Annotated in this window: 23 protein-coding genes and 3 tRNA genes; 21 read left to right on the top strand and 5 right to left on the bottom strand. The window is 52.6% G+C overall.

The window, feature by feature from the left end; genetic code table 11:
* The first annotated feature begins 90 nt into the window (after nt 1-90).
* Complete coding sequence (locus GURA_RS11395; protein ID WP_011939124.1) at nt 91-483, top strand: hypothetical protein; 393 nt, start codon at nt 91-93, stop codon at nt 481-483.
* Nucleotides 484-672: 189 nt separating this feature from the next.
* On the opposite strand, the gene bioA is transcribed toward GURA_RS11395, so the two are convergent.
* The 4 genes from bioA to GURA_RS11375 all read right to left on the bottom strand — a co-directional run bounded on the left by bioA (nt 673) and on the right by GURA_RS11375 (nt 4,650).
* Nucleotides 673-2,040 carry an adenosylmethionine--8-amino-7-oxononanoate transaminase gene (bioA, locus tag GURA_RS11390; protein ID WP_011939123.1) on the bottom strand — a complete coding sequence of 456 codons (1,368 nt, stop codon included), beginning with the start codon at nt 2,038-2,040 and terminating at the stop codon, nt 673-675.
* Between the two features lie 30 nt (nt 2,041-2,070).
* Nucleotides 2,071-2,802 carry a dethiobiotin synthase gene (bioD, locus tag GURA_RS11385; RefSeq protein ID WP_011939122.1) on the bottom strand — a complete coding sequence of 244 codons (732 nt, stop codon included), beginning with the start codon at nt 2,800-2,802 and terminating at the stop codon, nt 2,071-2,073.
* 81 nt (nt 2,803-2,883) lie between these two features.
* Nucleotides 2,884-3,873: a biotin synthase BioB gene (bioB, locus tag GURA_RS11380; RefSeq protein WP_011939121.1), complete on the bottom strand. Its 990-nt coding sequence runs from the start codon at nt 3,871-3,873 to the stop codon at nt 2,884-2,886.
* A 207-nt stretch (nt 3,874-4,080) separates the two neighbouring features.
* Nucleotides 4,081-4,650, bottom strand: coding sequence for a MucR family transcriptional regulator (locus GURA_RS11375; protein ID WP_011939120.1), 570 nt, complete (start codon nt 4,648-4,650; stop codon nt 4,081-4,083).
* A 192-nt stretch (nt 4,651-4,842) separates the two neighbouring features.
* Between GURA_RS11375 and GURA_RS23445 the strand changes: the two genes are divergently transcribed.
* The 11 genes from GURA_RS23445 to hrpB all read left to right on the top strand — a co-directional run bounded on the left by GURA_RS23445 (nt 4,843) and on the right by hrpB (nt 16,432).
* Nucleotides 4,843-5,046 (top strand): 4Fe-4S dicluster domain-containing protein, encoded by a 204-nt coding sequence (locus tag GURA_RS23445; protein ID WP_011939119.1) that lies wholly within the window; start codon nt 4,843-4,845, stop codon nt 5,044-5,046.
* Between the two features lie 121 nt (nt 5,047-5,167).
* Complete coding sequence (locus tag GURA_RS11370; protein WP_011939118.1) at nt 5,168-6,223, top strand: 3-methyl-2-oxobutanoate dehydrogenase subunit VorB; 1,056 nt, start codon at nt 5,168-5,170, stop codon at nt 6,221-6,223.
* Nucleotides 6,224-6,362: 139 nt separating this feature from the next.
* Nucleotides 6,363-7,106, top strand: a complete 744-nt coding sequence (locus tag GURA_RS11365; RefSeq protein WP_011939117.1) for a thiamine pyrophosphate-dependent enzyme — start codon at nt 6,363-6,365, stop codon at nt 7,104-7,106.
* A gap of 54 nt (nt 7,107-7,160) precedes the next feature.
* Nucleotides 7,161-7,706, top strand: coding sequence for a 2-oxoacid:acceptor oxidoreductase family protein (locus GURA_RS11360; RefSeq protein WP_011939116.1), 546 nt, complete (start codon nt 7,161-7,163; stop codon nt 7,704-7,706).
* Nucleotides 7,707-7,794: 88 nt separating this feature from the next.
* Nucleotides 7,795-7,868, top strand: a tRNA-Gln gene (locus GURA_RS11355).
* A 101-nt stretch (nt 7,869-7,969) separates the two neighbouring features.
* Nucleotides 7,970-8,044, top strand: a tRNA-Glu gene (locus GURA_RS11350).
* A gap of 161 nt (nt 8,045-8,205) precedes the next feature.
* Nucleotides 8,206-11,052 (top strand): SLBB domain-containing protein, encoded by a 2,847-nt coding sequence (locus GURA_RS11345; RefSeq protein WP_011939115.1) that lies wholly within the window; start codon nt 8,206-8,208, stop codon nt 11,050-11,052.
* Nucleotides 11,053-11,064: 12 nt separating this feature from the next.
* Complete coding sequence (locus GURA_RS11340) at nt 11,065-12,255, top strand: GumC family protein (protein WP_011939114.1); 1,191 nt, start codon at nt 11,065-11,067, stop codon at nt 12,253-12,255.
* Nucleotides 12,256-12,324: 69 nt separating this feature from the next.
* On the top strand, nt 12,325-13,131 hold the full coding sequence (locus GURA_RS11335) for a phosphatase PAP2 family protein (protein WP_011939113.1): 807 nt from the start codon (nt 12,325-12,327) through the stop codon (nt 13,129-13,131).
* 81 nt (nt 13,132-13,212) lie between these two features.
* A complete protein-coding gene (locus GURA_RS11330; protein WP_011939112.1) occupies nt 13,213-13,890 on the top strand; it encodes an HAD family hydrolase in 678 nt (225 codons plus the stop codon).
* Nucleotides 13,891-13,903: 13 nt separating this feature from the next.
* The gene (gene hrpB, locus GURA_RS11325) at nt 13,904-16,432 is read left to right on the top strand and encodes an ATP-dependent helicase HrpB (protein WP_011939111.1); all 2,529 of its coding nucleotides are present in this window, start codon (nt 13,904-13,906) and stop codon (nt 16,430-16,432) included.
* A gap of 28 nt (nt 16,433-16,460) precedes the next feature.
* On the opposite strand, the gene GURA_RS11320 is transcribed toward hrpB, so the two are convergent.
* Nucleotides 16,461-17,204, bottom strand: a complete 744-nt coding sequence (locus GURA_RS11320) for a M23 family metallopeptidase (RefSeq protein WP_011939110.1) — start codon at nt 17,202-17,204, stop codon at nt 16,461-16,463.
* A gap of 160 nt (nt 17,205-17,364) precedes the next feature.
* Here GURA_RS11320 and GURA_RS11315 point away from each other — a divergent pair, with 160 nt between their 5' ends.
* From GURA_RS11315 to GURA_RS11280, 9 genes are all read left to right on the top strand, one after another.
* The gene (locus GURA_RS11315) at nt 17,365-18,282 is read left to right on the top strand and encodes a putative 2-dehydropantoate 2-reductase (RefSeq protein ID WP_011939109.1); all 918 of its coding nucleotides are present in this window, start codon (nt 17,365-17,367) and stop codon (nt 18,280-18,282) included.
* Nucleotides 18,283-18,567: 285 nt separating this feature from the next.
* Nucleotides 18,568-18,906 (top strand): P-II family nitrogen regulator, encoded by a 339-nt coding sequence (locus GURA_RS11310; RefSeq protein WP_011939108.1) that lies wholly within the window; start codon nt 18,568-18,570, stop codon nt 18,904-18,906.
* A 35-nt stretch (nt 18,907-18,941) separates the two neighbouring features.
* Nucleotides 18,942-20,354 (top strand): type I glutamate--ammonia ligase, encoded by a 1,413-nt coding sequence (gene glnA / locus GURA_RS11305; RefSeq protein WP_011939107.1) that lies wholly within the window; start codon nt 18,942-18,944, stop codon nt 20,352-20,354.
* 191 nt (nt 20,355-20,545) lie between these two features.
* Complete coding sequence (gene ppnP, locus GURA_RS11300) at nt 20,546-20,860, top strand: pyrimidine/purine nucleoside phosphorylase (protein WP_011939106.1); 315 nt, start codon at nt 20,546-20,548, stop codon at nt 20,858-20,860.
* A gap of 100 nt (nt 20,861-20,960) precedes the next feature.
* Nucleotides 20,961-21,896, top strand: coding sequence for a tRNA glutamyl-Q(34) synthetase GluQRS (gene gluQRS, locus GURA_RS11295; protein ID WP_011939105.1), 936 nt, complete (start codon nt 20,961-20,963; stop codon nt 21,894-21,896).
* A 94-nt stretch (nt 21,897-21,990) separates the two neighbouring features.
* Complete coding sequence (locus tag GURA_RS11290; protein WP_232279027.1) at nt 21,991-23,034, top strand: thioredoxin domain-containing protein; 1,044 nt, start codon at nt 21,991-21,993, stop codon at nt 23,032-23,034.
* Between the two features lie 169 nt (nt 23,035-23,203).
* The gene (locus GURA_RS11285) at nt 23,204-23,569 is read left to right on the top strand and encodes a hypothetical protein (protein ID WP_011939103.1); all 366 of its coding nucleotides are present in this window, start codon (nt 23,204-23,206) and stop codon (nt 23,567-23,569) included.
* A gap of 112 nt (nt 23,570-23,681) precedes the next feature.
* A complete protein-coding gene (locus tag GURA_RS24270; RefSeq protein ID WP_157046184.1) occupies nt 23,682-23,834 on the top strand; it encodes a hypothetical protein in 153 nt (50 codons plus the stop codon).
* Nucleotides 23,835-23,915: 81 nt separating this feature from the next.
* A tRNA-Gly gene (locus GURA_RS11280) sits at nt 23,916-23,990 on the top strand.
* Nucleotides 23,991-24,239 lie beyond the last annotated feature (249 nt).

Raw genomic sequence — 24,239 nt, 5'->3', positions numbered from 1 at the left:
TAGTTTGATGGTTCGATCTGGTGGTTTTGGCTCGTTTGTTGCTGTTTAATGTTAAATGACTGAGCCATACTCTTTCAAAAGGAGTACCAGATGAACAGAATTAAACGGACGATGGTGATACTGACAGCCACAGTTCTGCTAACCAGCATGACTGCTCCTTGTTTTGCAGCGGAAAACGCATTTAAAGAGATTTTCGAAGATTCCTTGTATGGTGGTTTGGCGGGGACCCTGATCGGAACGGCGCTTATTGCATTCACCCGTAAGCCGGCCGATCACCTGGATCGTATAGGTTATGGTGCTGCGGCTGGTGTCCTGTTGGGCGCCGGTTACGGTCTGGTAAAAAGCACCAGGTCACTTGCCGAGATGGAAAATGGTAAAGTGAGGTTTTCCATGCCGACAATTATCCCTGACATTCAGGAACCAAATTCCAAGGGGCAGACACCGATAATCGTCATGGCTGAGTTTTTCAGGGGTAAATTCTAAGGAAGCGTTACTTCTAATTCCAATTTCAAATCAAGGATGAAATCAAGGCGGCGAGGAGTGAGGCGACGAAGGCGTACAGATAGTACGTTGAGGAGCCGAAGACGAGCCAACGAAGATAGCGCCTTGATTTGGAATTGGAATAACAGATTTAAAAAGGGTGGCTGTTTATCAGCCACCCTTTTTTTGCATTTATCTTGTTATTTCCCTGATGGACTCCTCAATGCCGTCCATGAGCTGTTCGAGCTCTGACAGCGAAATGGATAGCGGCGGAAATACCACGATCACGTTGCCTAGTGGGCGTAGGAAAAGACCGTGCTTCCTTGCCTCCTTGCAGACCTGTACCCCGATCCGTTCTTCCCAGGGATAGGGTTCCCTTGTTTCTTTGTCTCTCACCAGTTCGATGCCGCCGAGCATGCCTTCCTGGCGAATGTCTCCCACGTGATCCAGCTGTTTCAGCGACGATAGCCTTTTTTTCAGGTAATCTATCTTGGGTTGCAGGTTCGAAAGCAGCTGCTCCTTTTCGAAGAGGTCGAGGCTTGCCAGTGCGGCTGCGCAGGCGATCGGGTTCCCGGTGAAGGTGTGGCCGTGGAAAAAGGTCTTCAGCTCTTTGTATTCACCGAGAAAGGCGTCATAGACCCGTTGTGTCGTGAGCGTGGCTGCAAGAGGGAGGTAACCGGCAGTGATCCCTTTTGACAGCGCCATGATGTCCGGTGTGATCCCTTCCTTTTCACAGGCGAACATGGCTCCGGTACGACCGAAACCAACTGCTACCTCATCGGCGATCATGAGGATATCGTATTTATCACATAACTCTCGAACCTTCCTAACGAATCCGGCTGGCTGGACGATCATGCCGCCGGCGCCCTGTACCAGCGGCTCGATAACCAGGCCGGCCAGTTCGTCCGCATGGGCGGCCATCAACCGTTCCAGTTCCTTCAGGCAGAGCAAGCCGCAGGTTGACTCGTCTTTTCCAGCGCAGAGCCGGCAACGGTAGCAGTAGGGGGCCGGAGATTTGATGGTGGAGAAGAGGAGCGGGCTGTACACCTCATGATAGATGTCGATGCCGCCGACGCTCATGGCGCCGACCGTATCCCCGTGATAGGCGTTGGTGAAGGAGATGAATCTGGTTTTCCTTGCGAATCTGCCCCCCCGGTGCTGCTGGAACTGGAAGGCCATCTTTACGCCGATTTCCACGGCCGTCGAGCCGTTGTCCGAGTAAAATACCTTGTTCAGACCGGGAGGCGCTATCTCCACCAGACGCTTGGCGAGCAGCGCCGCCTTGTCATTGGTCAATCCCAACAGGGTCGAATGTTCCAGCCTGTCCACCTGGGCCTTGATTGCCTCATTTATTTCTTTTTTGCAGTGACCATGGACATTGGTCCAGATGGCGGCAACCCCATCCAGATAGCGGTTGCCGTCGCTGTCGATGATGAAGGAACCTTCACCCCGCTCAATGACGAGGGGGGCTTCCTCCTCCCATTCCTTCATCTGGGTGAAAGGGTGCCAGACGTAGCGGCGGTCATACTCCTGGAGGGTTTTGGTGTCGATACTCTTCACGGTCTGTCTCCATTTACCGGCTTTGTGTCATCAGCCAATGCCGATCTCCCGCAACAGTATGCCCGTAGCAGGGTCAGCCTCAAGCACCGACACAATAGCTTCCACCATCACGTGCAGGTCGTTTCCACCCACGTGGGGGAAGACACCCAGGAGCGGAGCACCTGAAAGAGATCCCAGCATATGGGGCGCATATGCTTCTGCCTTGTCCGGGGAGTTTGGGTAATTGTTGATGATAATCCCTGCGACTTCTATCCCCATCTGTTTTGCGCTGAAAGTGGTAAGGATGGTGTGGTTGATGGTGCCGAGGTTGGGACGCGCTACCACGATAAGGGGGATGCCCAGGTGGTTGACCAGGTCGGCAATGAGCAGTCCCCCTGCCAGGGGGACCATGAGGCCGCCGGACCCTTCGACGATGACAAAGTCGTGCTTCACGACGAGCCTGTCAAAGGCGGCCTTGATGGTGGGGAACTCGATGCGGATCTTATCCAGCGATGCTGCAACCGACGGGGCAAGCGGTTCCCTGAGCAGGTAAGGGGTGATGTCCGCATCCTCCCCGTCAGCATTGCTTGCCCATTTGAGCAGCTCCGCATCTTCTGAAACAAGCGTGCCCCCAACCTCCATACAGCCGCTCGTGATCGGTTTCATTACGCCGACGGAGACACCTTTATTCTTCAGCAATCTGGCGATGACTGCCGATACGACGGTTTTACCGACGCCGGTATCCGTACCGGTGATGAAGATAGCCTTGTTTTTTATGTCCATTACCGTTTCTTTACCTATCACCTTTCAGCTTTCACCATCAACCATCAACCGCCGACCATCAACCGCCGACTATCAACCGCTTTAATCGCAACAATTCGCCGCCGACAGGTTGAGATCTTTCAGCATCTGCCAGTCCTCCTCTGCTGCCCGGCCTGTGGTGGTCAGGTAGTTGCCGATCATGGTGCCGCTGGCGCCGGCAAAGAAAATCCACGATTGAAGGTCGCGCAGGTTTTTTTCACGCCCACCGCAAACGGAGATCTTTTTTGACGGCAGGATCATACGGAAGAGGGCGATGGTCTGCAGGCACTCCATTGGCGTTATGTTTACGGCATTTTCCAGCCTGGTTCCAGGAATCGGATTGAGAAAGTTGAGCGGCACCGAATCCACGTCCAGTTCCCGGAGGGTGAGGGCCATTTCCACCCGCTGGGGAATGCTCTCTCCCAGGCCGAAGATGCCGCCGCAGCATACCTTCATGCCGGCTTTCCTGGCGACTCTCACGGTTTCCACATCTTCTTCGTAATCATGGGTAGTGCAAACGTTGGGGAAAAAGCTTCTGGCCGTCTCCAGGTTGTGGTGGTAAGTTTCTACACCTGCATCTTTAAGGGCGAGCGCCGTCTCATAATCGATGATGCCGAGGGAGCATGAAGGTGTGATGCCGGTTTCCTGCCTGATCCGTTTCACCGCCCGGCAGATCCGCGTCAATTCTTCTCCCTTGTTGATCGATGTGCCACTGGTGATGATTCCGTAGCAAGAGGAGCCGTTTTTTTCCGCTTCATGGGCGCAGGCTACCATCTTGTCTTCGTCAACCAATGAATAGACCGGCGCATCGGTCTTATGATGGGCCGATTGGGCGCAAAATGAACAGTTTTCAGGGCAACGGCCGGATTTGGCGTTGATGATGGAGCAGAGATAGACTTTGTCTCCGACAAAATGCTCCTTGATGCGGTTTGCCACACAAAAGAGCGGGAATAGGGCTGATCCTTCCATTTGCGAAAGCTCCAGAGCTTCCGCATGGGTTATAGCTTCGCCATTTATAATGCGGCCTGTTAATGCCTCAATCGTATTTTCCATGTGGTTTCCTCCGATCCATGAATTAACATGGCGGATCGGTTGTTGTCAACCTGATTTGGAATTGTGGTTGACGAGTGGGCGAAATATTATAAATTATGCAGCATTATCGCTTGATCGAATGGCGGGAAAGGGCGGGGTGAAATGAAAAAAACCGCTCACGGGAGAGTGAGCGGCTATTCAAAAGGATGATGCAATAAAATCTATGCTCTATGCCTTTTTTGCCTTTGGTGCGGCTTTTGCCGTTACCGGTTTTGCTTTAGGCGCAGCTTTTGCTGCTGCTTTTGGAGCTGCCTTGGGAGCTGTTTTTGCTGCCTTGGCCGCTTTTTCCGGTGCGGCTGTTTTTGCCTTTATATTTGCAGCTCTTACGGCTCTGGCTTTTGCCAGATTATCGGCAAGTCCCCTGTCCTGGGCCATTTTTCTTCTGGCTTCTGAAAAATTCTTGGCGGTGAGTGCCTGGGTGCTGGGAATGCCGAACTGCTTTCTGTATGCACCCGGCTTCATATTGTGTACCTGTGCCAGGTGGCGGGCAAGGGTCTTCATGCCGGTCTTGCCGCAGATCATACAGGATACCTGGTCGGGTTGAAAGGCTTTCTTAAGGGAGATTGCCGGAGTTTTCACTTCAGCTTGTTCACCAGTTTCTACAGGGACGGTTTCAAGTTTTTGCAATGCAGAATAAACTTTTTGCAGTTCCTGAAGTAGTTCTTCACCGGACATCTCTGATACAGATGCATGTGAAGAGACGATGTTGGCAGTAAGTTCCAGTAATGTTGAGGCCATGTTTTATTCCTCCTTGTCAGATATAAAATATTATGATTCAATTTTTTATATTTAACTACATTATTGAACGAAATCAAGCAATAAATGAAAATTTGCATAAATTAAAACCGTTGACTCATCCGGTAAACATCTGTTAGTTTTGTTTAAAACGTGTAATAATCCGGGTCTCTAAGCAAATTAAGGGAAGTTATAATGGCGTTGATAAAAATAGATGAGCTGAGATGTAAAGGATGTGGAATATGCACCATAGCCTGTCCGCACAAGTTGTTGCTATTGAGCGACAAGATCAATCACCAAGGGTATACACCTGCTCAGATAACTTCTCAAGATAAATGCATCGGCTGTGCATTGTGTGCCGAAATGTGTCCGGACGTTGCTATTGTCGTCTTCAAATAATAATTCTGAAAACAACTTATTGCAGACAAGCTATTTGAACAGGGATATAGTTTCCTGCTTTTATGTAAAATTTGTAGTGTAGTATTAGTTATTGTTTCAGTTGATGTTACCGGAGGTACATTTGGCAAAGCGTTTGTTTGTTAAAGGGAACGAGGCCGTTGCAATGGCTGCCATAGAGGCCGGCTGTCGCTACTATTTCGGCTATCCGATCACTCCCCAGAGCGACATCCCGGAATACCTTTCCCGTGAATTGCCCAAGCTCGGCGGAGAATTCATTCAGGCCGAAAGCGAAATTGCGTCCATCAATATGCTTTTGGGCGCGTCCGCAACCGGCGTACGTGCCATGACATCGTCATCGAGCCCCGGGATTTCCCTTAAGCAGGAGGGAATTTCTTATATGGCAGGGTCCGAGTTGCCAGGCGTCATCGTCAATATTTCCCGTTCCGGCCCCGGACTCGGCGGCATCGATGCTTCACAGGCCGACTATTTCCAGTCAGTCAAGGGAGGCGGTCACGGTGGTTATCATATCGTTGTGCTGGCGCCTGCATCGGTTCAGGAAATGTACGACCTCACCATGCTTGCTTTTGACCTTGCCGACATTTACCGGATGCCGGCCATGGTCCTGGGTGATTCGGTCGTGGGACAGATGAAGGAAGCCCTTGTCGCCAACAGAAGGCCGGAAACAAAACTTCCTCCCAAGGATTGGGCGGTCAGGGGGAAGGGTGACGGTGAACAGCGGGTCGTCAAATCCCTCTTTCTCGGCGATGGTGAACTGGAAGCCCATAATTGGCGGCTGCATGCAAAGTATCAGGAACTGAAGGAAAGAGAGACCCGCTGGGAAGAGTTCGAGACTGCCGATGCCCAACTGCTGGTCACTGCCTTCGGCTCCACGGCGCGGATTGTCAAAACTGCCGTCCTGATGGCGAGAGATGCGGGACTCAAGGTCGGATTGCTACGACCCGTAACCCTTTTTCCATTTCCGGAAAAGGCTTTGCTGCAGGCGACGCAACAATGTAAAAAGGTGCTTGATATCGAGCTCAACACCGGCCAGATGGTTGAAGACGTCCGACTTTCCGTCGCCAGGGATGCGGAGGTTTATTTTTACGGTAGACCACCGGGAGCCGGATCGCTTCCGACTCCTGAAGAACTGTTTGAGCAGATCAGGAAATATTATTGATTGGGAACTGGGAACTGGGAACTGGGAACTGGGAACTGGGAACTGGGAACTGGCGGATTAGAGTTTGTTACTGATCCCCGATCCCAAGTCCCTGGTCCCAGTTCCCCGATCCCTGATCCCCATTTTACGAGGTTTTTCTATGCAGCAGGTTTTCAAAAAGCCGGTAAGTCTGAAGGACGTGCAGACCCATTTCTGCCCGGGTTGTCACCATGGCACGATTCACCGTCTCGTTGCCGAGGCGATGGATGAATTTGGCGTGCAGAAACGGACCATCGGCGTTGCGTCGGTCGGGTGCTCGGTCTTTCTCTACGGCTATTTCGATGTCGATGTTGTGGAGGCGCCCCATGGCCGCGCTGCAGCGGTGGCGACCGGTGTGAAACGGGCGAAGCCGGAGAGCTTCGTCTTTACCTATCAAGGTGACGGGGACCTTGCTGCCATCGGCACTGCTGAAATTATCCATGCTGCTAACCGTGGCGAAGATATTACCGTTATTTTCGTTAACAACACGACCTATGGAATGACTGGTGGGCAGATGGCGCCGACCACCCTGGTCGGTCAGAAAACTTCAACCTCCCCCTACGGCAGAAATCAGTCAAAGGACGGGGCACCCATCAGGATGGCCGAACTTCTGTCGCAACTGGAAGGTGTGGCATTCTCTGCGCGGGTGGCGGTTAATTCGCCCAAGAACCTGATGGACGCCAAAAAGCAGATCAAAAAAGCCTTTCAGTATCAGGTGGAAGGAAAAGGATTTTCCTTTATCGAGGCGCTTTCCTCTTGCCCGACCAACTGGGGGCTGAACCCGCTCATGGCAAACTCACGGGTCGGCACGGAAATGTGCGACTATTTCAGGTTGGGAGTGTTCAAGAATACGGAGAATTTGTAGGGGCGCATTGCATGCGCCCTGGGCGAACGCCGTTCGCCTACAGGAGCAATCTTCATGCGACACGATGTATTCATATCGGGATTTGGCGGGCAAGGTGTGCTGCTGGCGGGGAATCTTCTATCCTATGCGGCGATAATCGAAGGGAAAAACGTATCCTTTTTCCCTGCCTACGGTGTCGAGAAACGTGGCGGAGCTGCCATGTGCACAGTGGTAATTGCTGCTGGTGACGTGGGCTCGCCGATTATCGGTACTCCATCAGGTGTCATAATACTCAATCAGGCGTCGCTGGATAAATTCGGTGCAAAGGTCAAGCCGGGAGGCGTCTGTATTGTAAATTCTTCCCTGGTCAACACCGTCGATTTAAATCGGGATGATATGGAAATCATAGCCATTCCAATGAATGATATCGCCATGGAGCTTGGCGACGCCAGGATGGTCAACATGGTGGCTGTCGGCGCCTATGTGGCGAAGTCCGGAGCAGTGTCGCTATCATCACTGGAGGAGGGATTGAACGAGGCCCTTCCTGAAAGAAATCACAAGTTTATTCCGGCCAATGTCAGGGCAATTGCAGCGGGAGCGGCAAGCATCAAATGCAGATAAGTATGATTTTGTTAACCATGCCGGCAACTGGTTACTGAAAAATACTTGACTGGAACGGCGCACTTTGCTATATATCTCGTCTACCTGTTGGGGTGTCGCCAAGCGGTAAGGCAACGGACTCTGACTCCGTCATCCGAGGTTCGAATCCTCGCACCCCAGCCATTAAAAATGAAAAAGTGAAGCATGAAAAGTGAAGTGTGAGCGGGATATGAAAGTTTTTGGGGACCATTCACCATTCACTATTCACCATTCACCGATATTCAGGTCCCATCGTCTAGCGGTTAGGACACCGGCCTTTCACGTCGGTAACAGGGGTTCAAGTCCCCTTGGGATCACCACCATCAATAAGAACAGTAATCCTTTTCGTAAGGATTGCTGTTTTTTTGTTTAGAGCCGTTTGCAGATATCAGCGTTCATAAGGAATTTGCTGAGTGAAGGAATTACCCGGTGACCTGCTTTCTTGTCACTGGATTATCAAAAAACTATCAGGGACGGATTGATGAAAAAAATCTTGAGTAACAGTATGCTGACCTTGCTTCTGCTCCTTGTTTTCGTGCCTGCATTTGCGTTGACGGCAGATGAAATGAAAAAAATCGAAGAACAGCAGGGTATGTACACAGGGGCGGAAAAGCAGGGAATCCCTCTTGGAGAACTGAATGAATTGAAGGGGAGAAGTACATCTGATATCACTAAGGGGGTCCCTTCCGATAAGGACAAATCTTTAACGGAGCCGCCCGGTAATAAAGCCAGGATTTTTATGAAAACCGAGCCGGGCGACGGGCTCATTTCCCTTAGTTGGGACATCAAGGGACTTCAACAGAAACCTGGCGATCCGCCGTTGAAATATACCCTGTTTTACGGAACCGAGTCCGGGAGTTATGACAAAAAACTCGATGTTGGTAATGTACGGGATTATAAACTCCGGGGATTGAAAAACCACCAGGTCTATTATATCAAGATCCAGGGAAGCACCAGCATCCAGGTCAAACAGGAAACGGACGAGGCAGAACCGAAAGCTGTCGACCTGGTTCTTTTCTCCAGAGAAATGACTGCTATTCCTTTGCCGACGGAAGAGCAGGGTTCTCAGCTGGAAAAATCATTTGCCAGGAACGTAACAACCTTGCAGGACAACCTGGAGGCGGACCCGTTCAAGAGGGACCTCAAGCAGTTCGGCTATGATTTTTTCAAAAACAGTCTTTCCACCGGAATATTGACCGACAATCTTCCGGTTGGGGGAGATTATATTATTGGCCCTGGCGATTCTCTGCGCATCGACCTGTGGGGGTCAGTGCAGGCACGATATGATGCAACGGTGGACAGAAACGGTGAAATTTCTCTGCCAAAAGTCGGCACGGTAAAAGTCTGGGGGATCAGTTATGCCCAGGCTAAAGATGTCATCAACAAGGCTATTTCCCGCTACTTTAAGGGGTACGAACTGAACGTCACGCTTGGCAGATTACGCACCATTCAGGTGTTTGTAGTCGGCGAGGTGGAATCTCCCGGCACGTATTCGGTCAGCTCGCTTGCGACAGTCATAAACGCTTTGTCTCAGGCGGGCGGCCCCTCATTGAACGGAAGCCTGCGCACCATCAGACTGCTCAGGGGGGGGAAGGTCGTTCAGGAAATCGACCTTTACGATATGCTCCTCGGTGGCGACCGGAGCAAAGACCTGCGTCTGGAAAACGGCGACACCATCTTTGTTCCTGTCATAGGTCCTGTTGCGGCAGTGGCCGGTGAGGTGAAGCGACCGGGGATCTACGAATTAAAGGGGACGACGAACCTCGTTCAGATTCTGCAGCTCGCGGGCGGCATTGCCGCGTCCGGGGATACCGGCAGGCTGCAGGTAGAAAGGATTGAAGGGAATAGCGCGCGTATTGTCCTCGATTATGAGCCGAAGGCCGGCCAGATGGAGGAAACTCTTGCAAAGGTGACGATCCACGACAGGGACATGATAAAGGTCTTTCCCGTGTTCAAGGCATTACGTCATGTGGTCGGCCTCAAGGGCAATGTGGCGCGGCCGGGCGAATACCAGTACAAAGACGGGATGCGAGTAACCGATATAATCCCTTCTTACACGGCGCTCTTGCCGGATTCCTATCTGGAGTCCGCGGAAATCTCCCGCCTGGTTTCCCCGGATTTCCACAAGGAAACATTGTCGATCAATCTGCGAAAAGCCATGGAAGGCGACCAGAAGGAAAATATCCTGCTTCAGGAGCAGGATACCATCAGGGTGTTTTCCCGCGGAGAGATGGAAGAAAAGCCGGTGGTTTCAATCAATGGACAGGTGCTGAATCCAGGCACCTATGATTACTACCAGCGAATGACGGTGCGTGATCTGGTGACCGCTGCCGGCAGCCTCAAGAGAAACGCATATCTCGATAACGCCGAGTTGACACGTATTGATGTGGTGCATGGCAAAGCCAATTCAATACGCGTGGATATCAACCTGAAAAAAGCTATGTCAGGAGATCCGGAACAGAATATTCAGCTTCAGCCCGATGATGTGCTTATTGTGCGCGGCGTTGTCGAGTGGCTTGATGCAACCGATAGATTCGTTACCCTTAAGGGCGAAGTCAGGTTTCCCGGCATTTATTCCATTGCCAAGGGCGAGAAGCTTGATTCCGTGATTTCCAGGGCCGGTGGTTTTACCGACAAGGCATATCTGAAAGGGGCCAAGTTCACAAGGAAATCGGTTCAGGAAAGCCAGCAAAAGCGGATGGATGAAGTTATTTCCCGCAGCGAACAGGACATCTTGAAGAAGCAGGGTGAACTCGCTTCGCTGGCTTCTTCAAAGGAAGAGCTTGAAGCAACCAAGGCGTCGTTGGAAGGGTTGATGAAAGGGTTGGAGAAATTGAAGTTGGTAAAAGCCGAAGGTCGGGTGGTAGTGCGTCTTGTACCTTTAAACGAGCTGCAAAAGAGCCCCTATGACCTTGAAATGATGGGGGGCGATATCCTCGACATACCACAAACGCCCAATGTTATCAATGTTATGGGGCAGGTATACAATCCGACGACTTTTGTCCATATGGCCGGCGGCAGTATTGCATCCTATTTGAAAAATGCCGGCGGACCGACCAGGGATGCAGAGGAAGACGAAATGTACATCATCAAGGCGGATGGTTCCGTAGACAGTCGCCAACAGGCCACGTTCGGCATCCATTGGGACGAAGTGTCGAAGAGCTGGACCTTCGGCAGCTTCATGTCCAAGACCATGGATCCGGGTGACACCCTGGTGGTGCCGCAGAAACTGGAGCGCACGGCATGGCTGAGGGAAATCAAGGATATAACCACCATCCTGTCGCAGGTGGCGCTGACCGCAGCCACCGTCTTCATCGGACTCAAATAAAAGGATACCGGCATGGATGAACGTGTAAACGAAGTGCAGCTGGAAGAGCAGGAGATAAACCTCCTCGACCTCCTCCGGGTGGTCATCAAGCGCAAGGGAATGATAGTCAAGCTTTCTGTTTCAGTTGCCGTTATTTCCATAATATACTGCCTTTTTCTGCCGAACATCTATACGGCAACGGCGCGTCTGCTTCCGCCGCAGAAGGACGTGGGCGGCGGTGGGGTTTCGGCGCTTCTCGGCCAGATGGGCGGTCTTGCCGGGCTGGCGGGTGGGGCCCTGGGAGGGAGCGCCGACCTCTATATGGGCATTCTGAAGAGCCGCTCGGTTGCCGATGCTGTGATCAAGCGCCTCGATCTGCAGAAAGGGTTCAAGACAAATACCCTTGACGACACGAGAAATGCGTTGGCAGGGGTGGTGAAGTACCAGGCGGGAAAGGACGGGATCATTACCATTACCGCCGAGAGCAGGGACCCCAGGATGGCCGCCAGCCTGGCGAATGTCATGGTCGAGGAGCTGGGCATCCGAAGCGTGCAGTTGAACCTGACCAAGGCCGGTACTGAACGGGCTTTCCTGGAAAAGCGTCTTGCTGTGGTCAAGCAGGATCTGGCGCGGGCTGAAGACGATTTAAAGGCGTTCCAGGAAAAAAACAAGATATTCAAGGTCGATTCGCAGGCGGCGGCCAGTATCGAGGGTATCGCCAGGCTGAGGGCGGAGATCGTCGCCAAGGAGGTCCAGCTCGCCTCCCTGAAAAGCTACCAGACCGATGAAAGCCCGGAAGTCAAGCTGCTCCAGGTATCGATAGGCAAACTGCGCAACCAGTTGGGAGCTTTCTCCGGTAACGGCGCCGGCGACGTGATCCCTTCGGTCGGCAATGTCCCCAATCTGGGCCTCGAATACGCACGCAAGCTGCGGGAGTTGAAAACCCAGGAAGCGATTTTCGAGCAGTTGAAAAAGCAGTACGAGGTGGCGAAGATTTCCGAGGCCAAGGATTCGTCGTCCATCCAGGTGCTGGATGAAGCTGTAGTCCCCATGAAGAAGAGCAAGCCGAAAAGGTCGCTGATCGTCATCCTTGCCACGGTTACCGCCTTTTTTGTCTCGATCTTTACCGCCTTCGTCCTCGAATATTTCGATAAAATGTCTGATGAGGATCGGGGGCGCTGGCAGGAGATCAAGGGCTCACTGGAATTTCGTCGCCGGACGTAACTGACGTCGGGTGGTTGTTGTTCATCGCATGGGGAGTTGTTGTTTTAGTGAAACCTTGAAGGAGTTGAAGTGCGTTGTCTCTTGCCGGTCATGTTTCTGCTGTTCCTGATTGTTTCTCCTGCTTTGGCCGAAGATAATCTCTTTAACAGCACTGCTGTCATAAAGGGGGAGATCGTCCGTCTGGGGGAAGAGGCGGTTGATGTTGCCAGGACGCCGCTGGATACGGATAATCATGGCCTTGTCGGGACCCTGGCCGTAGCCGGGGCCGTGGGATTGACCTATGTTTTTGACGACGACATAAGGACAAAGCTTCAGGGGGTGAAAAGCCGCAACCTGGACAAGGCCGCCGATGCCGGGAATGTGCTGGGTAATCCGTTCCTTCATCTGGGTATTGCTGCCGCCGTCTATGGCGGAGGGGTTGTCGCCGATTCGCCCCAATACCGGTCCATCGGTGAGATGATGGGGGAAGCTGTTCTTCTCGCCGACGCGACGACGTTTCTGCTTAAAGAGGGGATCGGCAGGGGGCGGCCATTTACAGGCGCGGGTAAAGGGGATTTCAAGCCGTTCCAGTTTAAAGGGGACTATGATTCCATGCCTTCCATGCATACGTCCAGCTCTTTTGCCATGGCGTCCGTGCTGGCGGCAACTTCGGAGAGCATGACCCTCAAATTGTCCTATTATTCTGCCGCTGCCTTTGTCGGTTTCTCGCGCATGTATCAGGATAAGCACTGGGCCAGCGACGTTGTTCTCGGCGCCGCAATCGGTGAACTCTGCGGCAGGGTTGTCACAAACTACCACGCTTCGAGACGCAATGTCACTCTGGCTCCGCTGGTTTCCGGCGACGCGGCTGGTCTTGTGCTAGTCGGCAAGTTCTGACAAATTATCGAAAATTGCCGCAAGTTCAGACCCGACAGGCTCCTAGGTTTTGAAGCATCATGGTAAATTGGAGGTTTAATAATGCTTTCCGCTGTCGTCTTTGATTTTGACGGGATCATTGTCGATACTGAACCGCTGCACTATAAGGCGTTTCAGGAGGTGCTCGTGCCTCTTGGGTTCGGTTATTCCTGGGATGAATATCTCCGCCATTACATCGGCTTCGATGACCGCGATGCTTTCCGCGAGGCGTTCCGGGCCGGGAATAAAATGATTGGCGCTGAGGAGTTGAAGTCGTTGATTGAAAAGAAAGCCGCTGCCTTCAACAGGATCATTGCTTCCGGCGTAAAGCCGTACCCGGGGGTGGTCGAGCTGATTCGCTCCGTTCAGGGGGATTTGCCCCTTGGCCTGTGCAGCGGTGCCCTCTCTGGCGACATTTATCCTATCCTGAAACAACTCGGGATTACCGACGCCTTCGACACCATGGTTACTGCTGATGAGGTGGCGGCAAGCAAGCCTGATCCGGAGAGCTATCTCCTTGCTGTGGAAAGGTTGGCGGCAGTTTTTCCCGACATGGGGATAATTGCCGGGAATTGTCTTGCCATCGAAGACACCCCTGCCGGCATTGCCTCGGCAACCAGCGCCGGCCTGAAGGTCCTCGCTGTTGCCAACAGCTACCCGGAGGAGAGGCTTACGGGTGCATTTCGGGTGGTTGATTCCCTGGTCGGCATCGATTGTCAGGGGCTGAGCCGCCTGTTTTGACCCATCCCTTATTATGAACCGCCTTCCGATCGATGAAATTCTTCCCGAATTTCTGACAGCCGTAAAAACCCACTCCGCAATTGTCGTCCAGGCTCCTCCCGGCGCCGGCAAGACCACCCGGGTGCCGCTGGCCCTGCTGGCAGATTCCTCCTTCAATAATCAAAAAATCCTGATGCTCGAACCGCGCCGCCTGGCTGCCACCAATGCGGCCCGCTGGATGGCTTCCCTTTTGGGGGAAGAGGTGGGAAAGACGGTCGGCTATAGCATTCGCTTTGAGAGGAAGGTTTCTGCCGCAACGCGCATCGAAGTTGTCACGGAAGGGATTCTCAGCCGACGGCTCCAGACAGACCCTGGCCTGGCCGGTGTCGGGGTGGTGATATTCGATGAATTCCACGAACGGAGCCTGCACAGCGACCTTGCGTTAGCTCTCTGCCGGGACGCGCAGCAGGGTCTGCGTGAGGACCTGAAGATCGTCGTCATGTCGGCGACCCTTGATGCCGCCCCCATTGCGGCCCTCCTGGGCAACGCCCCGCTGATAACCAGTGCGGGGCGCACTTTCCCCGTCAACCTGCGTTATCTCCCCCGCGAGGCGGAAGGGCGGCTCCCTGAAACGGTAGCCGCTGCCGTTCATCGGGCACTTAATGAAACGGAGGGCGACATTCTCGTTTTCCTCCCCGGTGCAGGGGAAATCCGCCGTTGCCAGCGGCTCCTCGAAAACTCTGGCGATGGACAATCGCCACTTATCTGTCCACTCTTTGGCGACCTTCCCTTCGATGCCCAGGAGAAGGCGATTCTACCAGCTTCCCGCCGTAAAGTGGTGCTGGCCACCAATATTGCCGAAACGAGTTTGACCATCGAGGGAGTGCGTGTGGTGATCGACAGCGGATTCTGCCGCCAGCTCCGCTTTGATCCCGCCAGCGGACTGAACCGTCTCGTCACAGTGCGGGTGTCTGCCGCCTCCGCTACCCAGCGGGCCGGCCGGGCGGGAAGGCTGGGGCCGGGAATATGTCACCGTCTCTGGACAGAGCATATTCAGACAACTCTCATCCCCTATGCTGCGCCGGAAATTTGCACATCAGACCTTGCCGGGTTCGCCCTTGATCTGGCTCTTTGGGGGGTAGGCGATGCTGCAAGCCTGGCCTGGCTTGATCCGCCGCCAGTTGCGGCACTCGCCGAGGGGCGCGCCTTGCTGAAAAGGCTTGGCGCCCTTGATCGGCAGGGACTGATTACCGAATCGGGGCGGCGAATGGCCGGGTTGCCGGTCCATCCACGTCTTGCCCATCTCCTTGTCGAGGGGGGGAGGAGGGGGTATGGGACACAGGCCTGCGATATGGCCGCCCTGCTGACGGAACGGGACATCTTTAGATACACCTTTTCCTCTGGTCATAGGCCGGTAAGCGACAGTGACATGCTGGACAGGGTAGAGGCGCTTGGCGAATGGCGCAAAAAAGGGGGGGGCGGTGCGATGCCGGATGGTGTCGATTCAACTGCCTGCCGTGCCGTTGACCGGGTATCCCGCCAGCTTCGCTCCATCCTGGGGATCAAGGATTCTTTCCTGCCATGCTCCGTAGAGACGGCCGGCCTTCTCCTTGCCTGGGCCTATCCCGACCGGATAGCCCGGCAACGCGAACCCGGATCGGCTCGCTATCTTTTGGTCAATGGCCGTGGCGGCAAGCTGTCCGAACGGAGCGCCTTGGGCGATAACCCCTTCGTCGTGGCGGTCGCCATGGAGGGTGGTGAAAGGGGCGATGGGGTGATCCATCTGGCCAGTGCCTTGAACATCGATATGATACGGAAAGAATGCGCCGGAGATATCGCCTGGCAGCGGCTGGTTGTCTGGGACGGCAGGCAGGGACGGGTTGTCGCCCGTGAGGAGGAACGCCTCGGTGCCATTGTTTTAGACAGCCGGCAGATCACCCCGTCAGCAGATGAGACGACTGCCGCACTTTTGCAGGGCATCAGCGAGGGACAGGGGTTGGCATCCCTCAACTGGACGCAGGAGGCGGTGCAGTTTCGGTCCAGGGTTTGCTTCATCGCCCGCTGTTTCCCGGATGAAGGGTGGCCGGACCTCACGATCGAGCATCTTGGCAGAAGTCTTGAGGCGTGGCTCGGTCCGTATCTGGCGGGGATTAAAACTCTGACACAGTTGTCGAACCTCGACATCCTCTCACCTCTGAAGAATATGTTGAGTTGGGAGCAACAGCGCATGCTGGGTGGGGAGGCGCCGACCCATATTGTCGTTCCCAGCGGATCAAGGATTTCCCTCGATTATGCGCAGGACGGTCCGCCGGTGCTTGCGGTCAAGTTGCAGGAAATGTTCGGTTTGGCCGACACCCCGACGCTGGCGAGGGGTACGGTTCCCGTTGTTCTTCACCTGCTGTCGCCAGCTCGTCGGCCGATCCAGGTAACCCGTGACCTGAGAAGCTTCTGGAATTCAGTCTATCCGGAAGTAAAAAAGGAACTGAAGGGGCGCTATCCGAAACATCCCTGGCCGGATGATCCATGGAATGCCGCGCCGACGCGGCATACGAAGAAACGGTAGATGGTAGATGGTTGATGGGGACTGGCCGTTACTGGGGGAGATTGGTGAATACGAGGGTGCCGTTTTTCTCGACAAATCTCCTGATCTCATCGTGTTGAACCCGGCTGGAGGCAACGTCAGCGCCGGTAAAGTTTCCGCTGCGGCTCTGCACATACGCCTGTGTCAGGTTGTCCCCGTTTTTCCATAGTTCAAAATGAAGATGGGGACCGGTTGATCGGCCTGTCGAGCCTGATAAGGCAATGGTTTTGTGCGCATCCACGGTTTCCCCGGCGGTTACCAGAACGAGCGAATTGTGGCCGTAAAGGGAAACCATGCCGTTATCATGCTCAATGATGACGAGATTGCCGTACCCCCCACGCGTGCCGCTGAATGACACTCTTCCCGGTGCGATGGATTTAACGGGTGTTCCGGTCGGCACGGCTATGTCGACACCGTTATGGTGTCTCAGATTTCCGTCGATCGGGTCGTGCCGCCAGCCATATTGGGAGGAGATAGTCCCGGAAACGGGGAGGCGCAGCAGCGCGTCTTCCTGGTCTAGTCTGTTGTTTGCCTGATTTTGGCCGCTGTGGGCGGTTTTATTTGTCGCAGGTTTTTTTCTGGCAGGTGATGCAACCTGCCGCGGGCTATCTTCCCTGATTATTTTTACGGCATTACTGGTGGTCGGCGTATTTGTGAAGACTTCCACACCGTCTTCTGTCCGGTATTTGTAGAAATCCGCATCGGCTTCAGAGTGGGTAAGAAACAGCAGAAGTATGAAAAGAAGAAGATGCATCCTGAGTGCGGTCCTTTCCCGTTTTACGCGGCAGTTTAACAAGCAGATTCAGTCTTTAAATTTGAAAAAAGTTCGTAATTTTCGGCCTGACGTTATGAAACAGAAATGAAGTGACACTATATCGTTATCCGGCAGATATTACAAGAAATGGGGGAAAATCATGCGTATTGCAGTAGTTGGTGCAGGAGCATTGGGCCTCTATTATGGGGCTATGCTGCAAAAGGGGGGCAATGATGTCCATTTTTTGCTCCGTCGCGATTATGAGGCGATGACTGCAAAAGGGCTCGCCGTCTATTCCGTAAATGGTGATTTCCATCTGCCCCATGTGAATGGATACAGAACATCTGAGGAGATCGGGACGGTAGATCTCGTGGTGGTTGGACTCAAGACCTTTGCCAATCACCTTTACCGGCAGCTTATTGCGCCGCTTGTCGGCGAAACGACGATTATTATTACCCTTCAGAACGGACTCGGCAATGAAGAGGCTCTTGCCGGGATTTTCGGCGCCGAGCGAGTGATGGGGGGCGTGGCGTTCCTCTGCTCCAACCGTGGTGAGACTGGAGTCGTACACCATCTCGGCGCCGGGCGAATTCTGCTCGGTGAACTTTGTTATTGCGGTATGGAACGGGTAGAGCGTATAGCAGGGCTTTTTTGTGCAGCCGGTGTCGAGTGCCGGGGTGTTACTGACCTGAAGAAGGCGCGCTGGGAAAAGCTTATCTGGAACATCCCCTTTAACGGAATCTGTGCTCTTTTATTGAAGCCTGTGGATGTGCTCTTGCGTCATGACGGAATCCGGGCTCAGGTCCGCGCTATCATGGCGGAGTTGATCGAGACAGCAAATGCCCAGGGGCTCACCGTGCCTATGCAGCAATCATTTGCCGATAGCATGATACGTTTTACGGAAACACTCGGCGCCTATAAGCCTTCCATGCAGATTGACCGTGAAGAAGGGCGGCAGTTGGAGCTTGAAGCCATATTCGACAAGCCTTTGGCAGCGGCACGTGAAAATGGGCTCGCCATGCCGCGGGTCGAAGAATTGCACGCTCTGCTAGACCTGGTTTCTTCGGAAAAGAGTTGAAGCCGAGTATTTAATTTTATGCCCATCCATTGGGCATCGTCGGGGTCGGGTTGCTCAATTTATAAGCTACACTTATTTCGACTAGATATTTAATGTGATTATTATTGCTTGTAACATGTTGATATGACAGATTAATGTTGGGTTGGTGTCTCTTGGCAGATAATTTGCTATAATTATGTACGTTCATATAGCATAAATAAAATCGTTTGATTAATCTTGCATTTTGTCTGCAAGCCACTTATAATCCGCACGCTTTTTAACAAATTAACCAGGGGGTGATGATCCTTGAAGAAAGTTGAAGCAATTATCAAACCTTTCAAGCTGGATGAAGTCAAAGAAGCACTCAATGAAATAGGTATCCAGGGGATAACTATTGCTGAGGTGAAAGGATTCGGCCGGCAGAAAGGTCATACGGAACTTTACCGTGGTGCAGAATACGTGGTTGACTTTATCCCCAAGATCAAGATGGAAATCATCGTCGGTGATGACGTTGTCGGCAAGGTGGTAGAAACCATAGAGCAGGCAGCCAAGACCGGCCGCATCGGCGATGGAAAGATTTTCGTTACACCGGTGGAAGAGGTTGTTCGAATCAGGACTGGCGAACGGGGCGAAGACGCCCTTTAACCGTCTGTATTTCATATTCTCAAAGGAGATTGTAGATGACACCAAAACAAGTAGTAGAATTTGCCAAAGAAAACGGCGTACTGATGGTTGATTTCAAATTTATGGACTTTGTCGGTATCTGGCAGCATTTTACCGTGCCCATGAGTGAGTTCGGCGAAGATACCTTTGAAGAAGGTCAGGGCTTCGACGGCTCCTCCATCCGCGGTTGGCAGCCTATCCACGCATCCGACATGATCATTATACCTGATCCGACCACCGCCAAACTGGATCCATTCACTGCTATCCCTACCCTGAGCCTGATCTGCAACATTTTCGATCCGATCACCAAGGAAGACTACAGCCGCGACCCGCGTAACATCGCACGCAAGGCAGAGGCGTACCTGAAGTCCACAGCTATTGCCGATACCGCTTACTTCGGACCGGAAGCCGAATTCTTTATCTTTGACGATGTTCGCTACGATTCGACTGCCAACCAGTCTTTCTACGCCGTCGACTCCGTAGAAGGCGCCTGGAATACCGGTCGCGAAGAATTCCCCAACCTGGGTTACAAGCCGCGTCACAAGGAAGGCTACTTCCCCGTTTCTCCGACCGACTCACAGAACGACCTGAGAAACGAGATGGTCATGGAACTGCAGAAGGTCGGTATCCGTGTCGAGTGTCAGCACCATGAAGTTGCCACAGGCGGCCAGGCCGAGATCGACATGCGTTTCAACTCGCTCGTCGCCATGGCTGACGACCTGCAGTGGTTCAAATACGTCATCAAAAACGTGGCCAACAGAAACGGCAAGACCGCTACCTTCATGCCGAAGCCGCTTTACGGCGACAACGGTTCCGGTATGCATTGCCACCAGTCGCTCTGGAAAGACGGTACCAACCTCTTTGCCGGCGACGGCTACGGTGGGCTTTCCAAAATGGCCCTCTACTACATCGGCGGCATCATCAAGCATGCCCGTGCCCTGTGCGCATTCACCAACCCGACCACCAACTCCTACAAGCGTCTGGTGCCAGGTTTCGAAGCTCCGGTGAACATGGCTTATTCCAGCCGTAACCGTTCTGCGTCGCTCCGTATCCCCATGTTCTCCTCCAATCCGAAGGCGAAGCGTATCGAATACCGTACTCCGGACCCTTCCTGCAACGGATATCTGGCATTTGCCGCAATGCTGATGGCAGGTCTTGACGGCATCGAAAACAAGATCGATCCGGGCCAGCCGCTGGATAAGGATATTTACGGCCTGTCTCCTGAAGAGCTTGCCCACATTCCTTCAGCTCCGGGGAGTCTTGAAGAGGCACTCAGTGCCCTTAAGGAAGACCACGAATTCCTCCTCAAGGGAGACGTCTTTACACCTGACGTTATCGAGAAATGGATCGAGTACAAGACTGAAGCAGAGGTTAATCCGGTTCGCATGCGTCCGGTTCCCCTCGAATTCGCCCTTTACTTCGACATTTAATCAGGGCAGTGAAACATATAAAAAAAGGCGGGAGAATTCTCCCGCCTTTTTTTATTGTTCCCGGCAAATATATGGCAGCATATTTATAACAAGGTCTTAACTTTGTCCTTGACAGACGCACATATATTGACTTAAGTATCACATCGGCTGAGTTTTCATTAAATCAGAATCTGATAAAAAGGAGTTCTGCAATGTCTGAGTTCAAAAATGTGACGATTATCCGGGAAGCAAATGTATATTTTAACGGCGGGGTGACCAGTCGTACGATTATATTCGATTCAGGCTGCAAGAAAACCCTTGGTGTGATGATGCCGGGGGATTACGAGTTTAATACCGGCAGTGCCGAGCTGATGGAGATACTGTCGGGTGACCTGGATGTATTGCTCCCCGGCGCTGATTCCTGGCAGACGATAAAGGGTGGCGAATCCTTTGACGTGCCTGCCAATGCAGCTTTCAAGCTGAAAGTAAAAAGCCTGACTGATTATTGCTGTTCTTTTCTTGATTAACAATTGCTGTTCCAGATATGTTTATTTAACAGGTGAGTCACGACTGTTTTTGTAACGGACCTATGGCCGGATTAAAACAGGGTAGGAGGTAGCTGCATATATGCTATCTGCTGGAAAAGAGACAAATCAGAATATTATCGGACGATTCGCTCCGTCCCCGACGGGGCCGCTTCATCTCGGGTCGCTGGTGGCGGCGCTCGGCAGCTACCTTTTTGCCAAGCATTCAGATGGACGCTGGCTTCTGCGCATAGAGGACCTGGACCTTCCGCGCGTTGTGCCGGGGATTGCCGATGACATGCAGGATACCCTCGAAATTCTCGGATTTCAGTGGGATGGCGAGGTGCTTTTCCAGAGCCGCAGGACCGAAGTTTACCAGGCCGCCCTGGAAGAGCTCATCAATAGGGGAGTTGCCTATTCATGCGGCTGTACCCGTTCGGAAATCGCCAAAATATCTTCCGCTGAGGGGACGGAGGATGTCATCTATCCGGGTTTTTGTCGCGATGGTTTGCCGCCCGGGAAGGTCGAAAGGGCTTACCGGGTAAAGGTTTACGACGAAGTGGTCTCTTTTGCCGACGGTATCATGGGGCGTTACAGCCAGGTGCTGTCGGCATCGTGTGGCGATTTTGTCATTCAGAGGGCTGACGGCCCCTTTGCCTATCATCTTGCAGTAGTAGTGGATGATGCCGAAAGTGGCGTGAATCAGGTAGTGCGTGGCGCCGACCTGCTTTCTTCGACGCCTCGGCAGATTTATCTCCAGAGGCTGCTCGGTTATCCGACACCTTCCTATGCACACCTGCCGCTGGTAACCGCTCCGGGCGGGGCAAAGCTCAGTAAAAGGGACAATGCTGTTTCCCTGGCAGCCGGGCTTGATCTGCGTAAAGATGGGGGGGGGCTGCTTCTGGCCGCACTCCGTTTTCTCGGTCAGCAACCGCCTCCTTCACTTACGGGCGCCTCCTGTTACGAAATCCTCGACTGGGCCATTACCCGTTTCGACCCTTCACTTATCCCCCATGTTTCTGCACCTTTGATTCCATGATAATCAATCCCTGAAGATGTGAACGCCTTTTTTTGACCGGCAGGTTGAAATCAAGGTTTCAGTTTTACCGGCAAAGATGGTAAAATGTTTGCTGGTGATTATTATGGAAAATTCAGTGATTAATAAATCTGGTCGAACCGACATGAAGACGGTTCTCTTGTGGTCAGCCGTGACCGCGGGGCTTGTTCTTGCCGTCCTGTCAGCCCTGAAGATCTGCACCGCAGCCTGCAGCGAGTCGACAAAGTACGATATCTTCGGCATAGATTTCGGCTGGTTTGGCGTGGTGTTTTTCATCATCTCCATTGTGACGCTTGGTTTGCGCAACCGGGGCGCATGGTTGAGCAGCTGTTTTTCTTCTTTAGTCTTTGCTGGTTTTGGTGCTGAACTTCGGTTCCTTTGGTTGCAAAAGTTCGTCATCGGCAGATGGTGTCCGCTTTGTCTCTGGATAGCTGTTATGGTCTTCGTGGCTGCAATTGTATTGGTGTATGAAAAGTTCCTTGTTACAAGGATGTCGAGGGGAGATATGAAGAGTTCACTGAAGTTTTTGGTCATTATGCTGGTCGCGATTGCGCTCGGAGCTATGTCTGCCATGGTCGGGGTCAGAAAGGAAGCTGACGCAGCCGGGCTCAATATCTATCTCGGCAAGCAAAACAGTCCGACCACCGTGTACTTTGTCAGCGACTGGTTCTGCCCTGGTTGCCGCAGGCTTGAACCGAAGATTGAAAAGATGTACCCCGCGCTTGCCCGCCAGACGAGAATAGCATTTATTGATTATCCGATCCATCCGGAAACATCCAATTACACGCCGTACAATCTTCAATTCCTGGTGTACGAGAAGGACAAGTATATTCAGTTGCGCCGCGCATTGAGTGAGCTTTCCATGAAGGTGAAAGCGCCTAGCAATGAACAGGTGCAGGCGGCGGTAGCTCCCTATGGCGTCAAGCTGCGACAGCTCAATTTCATGGATGTCATGAACGGGGTGAAACAGAACGAGTCCATATACCGGGGATACGGGGTAAACGCGACGCCGACGGTGGTCGTGGCAAACGAAAAAACCAAGAAGCGTAAGCTGCTGGTGGGTGATGGCGAGATTACCAGTCAGGCAATCAACGCGGCGATATCGGCCGTGGAGAAATAATATAGCGCCGCTTTATTGTTTATGGAGATAAATTTGTTAAAATATCAAATAAAGCGGGCGAGGGTGTTGAGTTGAGCTGAAAAATGTCGTTATTTCCAGTTTGGAACCGGGAGGTGGTGGCGAAATAAGGTATATTGCAATTGAAATCATAACTGAAAGGAGAACGAACATGAATGTAATCGTAAGGATTATTGGTTTGCTGACGCTGGCCGTCATGTTGTCCTTGCCGCCGGTTGCCGTCGCCAAGGAAGCGAAGACAAAAGGTGAAGTGGTTATGAAGGTCGGCAGCAAGGTGCATCTATTCCATAGCGGCACTGCGGACGTAAAAAAGGAAATCTGCATCAATGATGTGATCCCGGTTTACCGTGAAACCATGGGTGGGAGCAGTGTGAAATCCAGAGAAGTCGGCCAGGTTAAAGTCATCGGTTATGCAGGAGAACATTATTTCGATGCGGAAATCGTCAAGGGTGCAGTCAAGGTCGGTGACATTGCCAAAAAAGATACCGCATCCTGCCTCATTCAGCCTGTAAAATAAAAATAACGCTTCTTTCTTCCGTTCTGGTCGGGCCAACGATGTCCCGGCCAATCTTCGTATCTTTTCAACAATCGACCACATTTTTCACCCACGATCACACATAAATCCAGTAATGGCTCATTTCAAGGAGTTGAACAGTGGCGGCCGGACCGTTGTCATGGTGACCCACAACCCGGAGAATTGCGTCTATACCGATAGGACGATAGTCCTCAGAGACGGCCTTGTTGTGGCGGAAGGAGAGGGGGAGCAGTTACGCAAAAAATGATCGCTTGAGCAAAAAAAATAAATTTTGTAAAAAAACTGTTGACTAGCAAAGCCTCTTTTGCTATAAAACAGAACTCGTTGAGCGGGAATAACTCAGTGGTAGAGTGCAACCTTGCCAAGGTTGAAGTCGCGGGTTCGAACCCCGTTTCCCGCTCCATTTTTACAAATCATTTTCATGTATTTATAAGCAAAGGGTCCCTGACTACAAAAGCCAGGGGCCTTTTGCGTTTTCTGTCCCTTCTGTCAGCAAGCCTGCTCTTCCAGAGGTGACAATTCTTTCTCGTTTAAGTGTCTGCCGCTCTCAAAGGACTGTCTGTAGTTTTTTGAGCCACCAGATCCGGCCTAACCCTCTCGCCGATAAAATCATCGCCGTACAGCCTGCGGATATCAGCATAATCCTCTTCGA

The organism is Geotalea uraniireducens Rf4, from assembly GCF_000016745.1.
GTDB lineage: Bacteria > Desulfobacterota > Desulfuromonadia > Geobacterales > Geobacteraceae > Geotalea > Geotalea uraniireducens.
This window is presented reverse-complemented; position numbering and strand designations above follow the sequence as displayed.

Bases quoted from the DNA above. Each gene is read 5' to 3' on its own strand.
- GURA_RS11345 (WP_011939115.1), top strand. From the start codon at position 8,206: ATGAAAAAAATCTTGAGTAACAGTATGCTGACCTTGCTTCTGCTCCTT.
- glnA (WP_011939107.1), top strand. From the start codon at position 18,942: ATGACACCAAAACAAGTAGTAGAATTTGCCAAAGAAAACGGCGTACTG.
- bioB (WP_011939121.1), bottom strand. From the start codon at position 3,873: ATGGAAAATACGATTGAGGCATTAACAGGCCGCATTATAAATGGCGAA.
- GURA_RS11365 (WP_011939117.1), top strand. From the start codon at position 6,363: ATGCAGCAGGTTTTCAAAAAGCCGGTAAGTCTGAAGGACGTGCAGACC.
- hrpB (WP_011939111.1), top strand. From the start codon at position 13,904: ATGAACCGCCTTCCGATCGATGAAATTCTTCCCGAATTTCTGACAGCC.
- GURA_RS11315 (WP_011939109.1), top strand. From the start codon at position 17,365: ATGCGTATTGCAGTAGTTGGTGCAGGAGCATTGGGCCTCTATTATGGG.
- GURA_RS23445 (WP_011939119.1), top strand. From the start codon at position 4,843: ATGGCGTTGATAAAAATAGATGAGCTGAGATGTAAAGGATGTGGAATA.
- GURA_RS11320 (WP_011939110.1), bottom strand. From the start codon at position 17,204: ATGCATCTTCTTCTTTTCATACTTCTGCTGTTTCTTACCCACTCTGAA.
- GURA_RS11360 (WP_011939116.1), top strand. From the start codon at position 7,161: ATGCGACACGATGTATTCATATCGGGATTTGGCGGGCAAGGTGTGCTG.
- gluQRS (WP_011939105.1), top strand. From the start codon at position 20,961: ATGCTATCTGCTGGAAAAGAGACAAATCAGAATATTATCGGACGATTC.
- GURA_RS24270 (WP_157046184.1), top strand. From the start codon at position 23,682: ATGGCTCATTTCAAGGAGTTGAACAGTGGCGGCCGGACCGTTGTCATG.
- bioD (WP_011939122.1), bottom strand. From the start codon at position 2,802: ATGGACATAAAAAACAAGGCTATCTTCATCACCGGTACGGATACCGGC.
- GURA_RS11375 (WP_011939120.1), bottom strand. From the start codon at position 4,650: ATGGCCTCAACATTACTGGAACTTACTGCCAACATCGTCTCTTCACAT.
- ppnP (WP_011939106.1), top strand. From the start codon at position 20,546: ATGTCTGAGTTCAAAAATGTGACGATTATCCGGGAAGCAAATGTATAT.
- GURA_RS11285 (WP_011939103.1), top strand. From the start codon at position 23,204: ATGAATGTAATCGTAAGGATTATTGGTTTGCTGACGCTGGCCGTCATG.
- GURA_RS11340 (WP_011939114.1), top strand. From the start codon at position 11,065: ATGGATGAACGTGTAAACGAAGTGCAGCTGGAAGAGCAGGAGATAAAC.
- GURA_RS11395 (WP_011939124.1), top strand. From the start codon at position 91: ATGAACAGAATTAAACGGACGATGGTGATACTGACAGCCACAGTTCTG.
- GURA_RS11330 (WP_011939112.1), top strand. From the start codon at position 13,213: ATGCTTTCCGCTGTCGTCTTTGATTTTGACGGGATCATTGTCGATACT.